The organism is Kineococcus sp. GCM10028916 (assembly GCF_042674865.1).
Classification (GTDB): Bacteria; Actinomycetota; Actinomycetes; order Actinomycetales; family Kineococcaceae; genus Kineococcus.
Genome location: NZ_JBHTFM010000002.1, coordinates 1 through 6,007 on the forward strand (window position 1 = coordinate 1; position 6,007 = coordinate 6,007).

The 6,007-nt window shown below is 65.8% G+C and carries 5 protein-coding genes; 3 read left to right on the top strand and 2 right to left on the bottom strand.

The genetic code is table 11. From position 1 onward, the window contains the following. Nucleotides 1-1,460 precede the first annotated feature (1,460 nt). Nucleotides 1,461-2,180: a sulfite exporter TauE/SafE family protein gene (locus ACFQ46_RS02325; protein WP_380256820.1), complete on the bottom strand. Its 720-nt coding sequence runs from the start codon at nucleotides 2,178-2,180 to the stop codon at nucleotides 1,461-1,463. Between the two features lie 381 nt (nucleotides 2,181-2,561). Here ACFQ46_RS02325 and ACFQ46_RS02330 point away from each other — a divergent pair, with 381 nt between their 5' ends. Further along, complete coding sequence (locus ACFQ46_RS02330) at nucleotides 2,562-2,846, top strand: cold-shock protein (RefSeq protein ID WP_380256814.1); 285 nt, start codon at nucleotides 2,562-2,564, stop codon at nucleotides 2,844-2,846. A 186-nt stretch (nucleotides 2,847-3,032) separates the two neighbouring features. Here the strand turns inward: ACFQ46_RS02330 and ACFQ46_RS02335 are convergent, their stop codons facing one another. Beyond that, nucleotides 3,033-3,485 carry a MarR family winged helix-turn-helix transcriptional regulator gene (locus ACFQ46_RS02335; protein ID WP_328293756.1) on the bottom strand — a complete coding sequence of 151 codons (453 nt, stop codon included), beginning with the start codon at nucleotides 3,483-3,485 and terminating at the stop codon, nucleotides 3,033-3,035. 87 nt (nucleotides 3,486-3,572) lie between these two features. Between ACFQ46_RS02335 and ACFQ46_RS02340 the strand changes: the two genes are divergently transcribed. Together ACFQ46_RS02340 and ACFQ46_RS02345 are read left to right on the top strand one after the other, a co-directional pair. Beyond that, a complete protein-coding gene (locus ACFQ46_RS02340; RefSeq protein WP_380256816.1) occupies nucleotides 3,573-4,508 on the top strand; it encodes a cyclase family protein in 936 nt (311 codons plus the stop codon). A gap of 1,067 nt (nucleotides 4,509-5,575) precedes the next feature. After that, complete coding sequence (locus ACFQ46_RS02345; protein ID WP_380256818.1) at nucleotides 5,576-5,758, top strand: hypothetical protein; 183 nt, start codon at nucleotides 5,576-5,578, stop codon at nucleotides 5,756-5,758. The last annotated feature ends 249 nt before the right edge of the window (nucleotides 5,759-6,007 follow it).

Here is a 6,007-nt window from a genome sequence, read left to right on the forward strand (position 1 = left end):
GCTGGGGAACCATGCGTCGTACTCGCGTTTGAGGTCGTACCCATGGGCCGGCCGCAAGGACAGCAATGCGAGGTGAAGCTCAGCCAAGGACATGGGTACCACTATGCACGCAGAGTACACACTTAGTGTGTAGTCGCAGAGCTTGGGCTCTTCGCGCACATCACAGAAGAGAAAGCGGGGCGACCAAAAACCTTGAAACTTCAAAGAATGAGCTTATCCACGAGCCTTATCTCTTTCTCGGAAGTCCTAGACAGGGACCGCACGGGCGGCTAGCTTGATCTTGCTCATCGCCAAGTCTGGCGCATGTTTCTGCTAGTGCTGTACCAACACTCGCATCCAGAGGGAGCCAATATGAAGCTTCGTGCAACTCGAGCAATAATCGGTGCATCCATGACGGCAGCGATTTTTTCTGTAGGTTTCGCGGCTACCGCACAAGCAGCGGTACCGTCTTGCCTCTCCCGTGCGGTTGCCAGTGATTCGCGGTCTGTGACCGTGACCAACAACTGCGGCACCACTCAGAAGTACAAAGTCATCTGGAACAATGGGGTTGACAGCATCTGCAACTCGTCAGCTCCTGGGGTGAAGCGCACTTCTTACGCTCCCAACAACTTCGCGCGATACGACTACACGGCGTCTTGCTGAAGGCTTAACCCAACCAAGCGTGGGGTCAATGCATTGTAATGCATTGACCCCACGCTTTCTATTGTCACCGATGTCTTAACATCACAGCCGTAACCTGACTCAACCCGTACGGACAACGAGTTGCGCCTCAAATCGATCAGATGCCTAGGAACGGTACGGGCTCTTGTCGCTTCGCGGCTCGTCCCGCCCACAGGAGGACGACGAGACCCACCGGTCCGTCTGCGATGGCCACCGTCGAAGAACTGGGCCGACATTGCAACCAGCCCCGCCGGTCGTCCAGCGGACACGATCGAGGCGTGGGAGGAGTAGTCCACGGACCCTAGGCCCGCCAGTCCACGGACTGAGGGCCTTCGTCGTCAGACCTGCTCGCGGACGACCCTGACGTCCACAACTACCCAGCGCCCACGACGAGATGAGCGTCCCTTAACGACCTCGCCTGCGCAGCTCCTCCAGCTCAAACGCCCCGAAAATCAATGTTTTCGGGACGGGCTCGTCCGGCCTGATCAGTGATCATGAAGCGGGCGACTTCACGCACATGACGATGACCGGGCGTTCAGCCCTGGCCGTCGCACCCACCGCTGTCACCACATGAGGTCACCCGTGGGTGAACCGAAACGGTCACCCGGGCGACCAGATCGGCGCACCCACGTCTTCCCCCACGACGGGGGTCGCCCCGCTGCACCGACGTCACGGTCATCCCGCGGTGCGCACGGTCGGCGACGTCGCGGTCATGGCGATGTCCGGACGCGGTCCAATCCTCGATGATCTTGACAGTGCAGCTCGGCGCCGGGAACCGTGGAACGAGGGTGCGAGCTAGGTCAATGCCTCCAGACCTTCACTGAGGACGCCAACAGCAGAACCACCAGCAAGGGGATCAGCACCGCGGTGGGCACCACCCCCAGCAGCAGGCCACCGATCACAGTGCCGGCTACCGAGCCCGCCGCCATCGCGATGACGAAGCCGCGGTTGGCGCGCAGCACCGCGAAGCTCCCGTCGCGGCTGTAGCGGGCGAAGGCCACCAACATCGTGGGCAGGGACACCGCCAGCGACAGGCTGCCAGCGGTCTTGATGTCGACGGCGAAGAGCAACACGATCGTGGGGATCAGCAGCTCACCCCCGGCCACGCCCATGATTGCGGCGACGATGCCGATGCCCACCCCGGCGAGGACGCCGACGGGGATGCGCACCCAGGCCTGCAGGTCCAGTGAGCCCAGCGCCAGGAAGTGCGTTCCCGCCAGCGTCACGGCAATGAAGACCAACAGGACGGCCAGGACCTTGTAAAGGGTCGCGGAGCGCATCCGGGTCGCCCACGAGGCGCCCAGCCAGGCCCCGACCAGGCTGCCCAGGAGCAGATTCGCGATCACCGACCAGTGCTCCGCGACCCGCTCGAAGGGCACCGACGCCAGCCGTGCAGGCAGGGCGGTGAGGACCACGAGCAGGCTCATCGCCTTGTTCATGATCACCGCTTGGAGGGCGACGAAGCCGAAGACCCCGATGAGCAGCGGCAGGCGGAACTCCGCCCCACCCAGGCCGATCATCCCGCCCAGCACTCCCACCGCCGCGCCCAGCACCAGACCGAGTGGGAGGGAAGGACGTCGCGGTGTCGCGGTCACGATCGGTGCGGCGGGCGGTGGGGTTGCCGCTGCTGAGCTGGCCGACTCGGGGTGGGGCATCACTGCAGGGCTCCTCACGACGGGTCAAGACGTAGCCACCGTAGATCGCCGCGCTACGCGCCTGGACTGTGGAGCTCACCCCTTTCGTCAGGGGCACGTCGGGTACGTCCACCGTCAGCTCCACAGCTACGCCGCAATCCGGACGCACGGTCATCCCGCGATGTGCGCGCGTCTGGCGATGACCCCGCGGTCACACCCTCGCCAAATCGCCTTCCACTAGCCAGAGGGCTGAGACAAGCTGTCGCGATGGCATACGGCGTGGTCAAGTGGTTCAAAGCGGAGAAGGGCACCGGCGCCATCCGCAGCTCCGAGCTACCACCAGGGCGCGATGCCTGGGTGCACTTCAGCGTCATCGAAGGCCAGGGCTACCGCTCACTCGAGGTCGACGATGCGGTGGAGTTCGACTACGAAGCTGCTCAACAGGACAGCTTTGACTACCGCGTCACTCGGGTCCGCCGTCTGGACCCCGGGGAGACGCCGCCCCCTGCAGAACTATCTCCCCGCCCGAAGCCACAGCCACGACGACACTGACTCCGAGACCCGGCCCGTCCGCGGGGATCGCCCGCGCCAGAACGTCCGTCCGGTCATCCCGCGTTGTGCGCAGTTGTCAGGGACAGACGACGTCACGCTCTTGCCGATGTCCGAGCGCGAGCTGAGCACGCCCTCACCCCACGAGGTGGAGGAGCGCTGCCGCTCAAGGACGTTCGAGGTGCTCGCTCAGGTCCCGAGCGCAGCCAGGATCGAGTGCAGGTCGAGGTTGAGCCGGGCGTACGCGGTCGGGTCCAGACCCAGGGCCTCGGGGGCGAACGCGGCCAGCACGAACGGAGTGACCTCATCCAGGAGCGCGCGACCGGTCGCGGTGGCGTAGACCGCGGACGGCAGGCCGCGACCGGCGGGAGGTGTGCGCTCGACCATCCCCTCCTCCTCCATGCTCCGCAGCAGTTCGCCCACCGACTGAGGGGTGGCCATCACCTCGCGGGCCAGGTCGGCCTGACTGCGCCCGGGGTCTTGGACGAGGTGGAGCAGCACGTTGAACTGCTGCGGGGTCAGGTCGTGGGGAGCGAGCGTGGCGATGAAGACCCGCCGCATGGCCAAGGAAGCGCGAACCAGGGTCAGCGCCGTGAACGCTTCGGGGTCGCCGCCGCTCCAGCCTGTGGGTGCGATGGACATGAAGTGAGTGTAAGTTCCCTGATGGGCATAAGGCTCCTTATGCTCTAGATGGACTCCCCTCAGGATCGAGTGACCACCATGTCTTCGGTGATCGACGTCGCCAGCAGTGACACCAGCAGCAGTGACAGCAGCAGTGACAGCAGCAGTGACAGCACCAGCTCGCTCCCCAGCAACTGGGGCCGCTGGGGTGCCGACGACGAACTCGGCACCCTGAACCTGATCACCGACGAGGTCCGCGCGCGGGCCGTGGCCGAGGCCCGCACCGGCCGGTGGGTGCCACTGGCGATGCCCGTCGACCCGGCCTCGATGCTCGGTGGACCGTTCGCCCCTCCCACGCCGCCCTCCCCGCCCGTCCAGCAGGCCCTGCTCTACACCGGCACCCCACCCATGGGCATGGCCGAACTGCTCGTCCTGAACCCGCACCACCCCGAGCTGACCCACCTCGATGCCTTCGCACACATGCCGGTAGACGGACTCGTCTACCCAGGCCGCCCCCTGACCGAAGCCGTGACCGCAGGTGGTGTCGTGCACGGCTCGAGCACGGCGTTCGCCGACGGTGTGCTCACCCGAGGGGTGCTGCTCGACCTGGCTCCCGGTGATCGGCTCCCGTCCGCACACCCGATCACCGCCGCCGACCTCGAGGCCGCCGAGCTGCGCAGCGGGGTGCACCTGGAGCCCGGCGACGCACTCGTCGTGCGCAGTGGCTGGACATTCTCCTGGGACGGGGAAACCCCGGCACCCGGCATGACCGTGGACGCCGTCACGTGGATGCAGCAGCGCGACGTCTCCCTCTACGCAGGCGACATCAGCGACACCTTCCCGCCGGTGGACCCGCGGGTCCCGATGCCGCTGCACATGGTCGGATTGACCCGCCTGGGGATGCCGTTGATCGACGGCGTCCAGGTCGATGAGCTGGCCGCGTTGTGCGCCGAACTCGGTCGCTACGCCTTCCTGCTCACCGTCGCACCGCCTCGACTGCGCGGGGCCACCGGCGTGCCCGTGAACCCCCTTGCGATCTTCTAGTTGGGCGCCTCCGAGTTCACGGTCATCCCGCGATACGGGTGGTCGGCGATGTCGCTCGTGTCGATGAGCGAGACTCGTCGCTCTCTCCTGGCCATTGATCAACTGCCCCAGCTAGCTCAAGAGGCTGGGGGGCTACTCGTGGGGCACCCCGTCCCATAGGCGTGCAGCGGGTCGTCAGCCGCCGGTCCTGACAACCATGGCACCCCATCGACGAGAACCTGCGCGGTGCTCGAAGGCAGCGGGATGACCAGCTGGCCCGGCACCTCCATGTAGGTCGTGTTCGTCACGGTGCCGGCGTCGTCAACGTCGACACGCACGGTCGATCCGGGCGGGTGCTCAGCGGACTCGCCAACGCACATGACCATGCTTGCGGTGGTCTCGACCGCGGTGCTCTGCTGTGGAGTCGGCGCTACCGAGCTCGAGCTAGTCGGCGCCGACGACGCCGCAGTCGGTGGCGGCGCATCGCCAGAGCAGCCCGAACTCACCATGAGCCCGAGAGCGGCCATGACAGCCAGACAGCCAGATCGCGTGGTGATCACATCGCCAGTGAAGCAGCGACAGGCTCCTAAGGGCAGAGCTGGAGCAAGCAGCAAGGACACGGGAGACCTCACGGTCATCCCGCCGTCCGGGTGGTTCAGGACACCAGAGCCTTCACGACTACGACGGCAACAACGACAGCCACGATGAGCAGAACACGTCGCCACCAAGCACGGCTACCGCGCTGTGGGGCAGTCGAGGGCTCTTCGACTAAGCCGATGTACTCCGCCGCTCGCCACACCTTGGACCGCTGCTTGCTCACCTGATCAAGCTAGCTCGCCGGCCGCCGGGCCATCACGACCTCGCGGTCATCCCGCGTTACGCGTCCTTAAGACGACGCCCCTGCCGCCGATCTACAGTCAGCAGACGATGATCAAGCAGCAGGAGCTCACGTGACCCGTACCCGGATAACCGCGCTGACCGTCTCCAGCGTGGCCGTGGCCTGCCTCCTCGCAGCCGGGTCGTGGCACCTGCTCAGCTCCTCCACCCCTGAGTCCAGCTCACCTCCCACTGACCAGCAGGTGGCCCACATGTCTGAGACCCCCACCCCGCCCTACGCCGCCGACGACGACAGCGACGAAGCAGCCATCTGGCGGCTGAAAGAGCAAGATCGTCTACGCAGCGACAGCCCCGAAGACCCTCTCCAGGACTTCGAGGGTCCTCAGGAGTCGATGCCCACCAGCGGCACGATCTACCTGGACTCTGACCAGTAGCTGCCCACCCACCGACTCCCCTGTGAGGCGGCCGCAGCCGTCAAGGCGTACCCCATCTACCCGATCATGCCGCGCTCAGTGCCCAGTCAAGCGGCCGTATAGCGCCGTCAGGGAGGCGCCATCCCGTTGCGGCAGTGACGGTCACACCTCGCGGCTCACATGGCTCAGGTGTCCCGAAAACCAGTGTTTTCGGGACGGATGCTACGGCCGAGTGCGGTGATCATGAAAAGGGAAGGATCGCCGTATCGG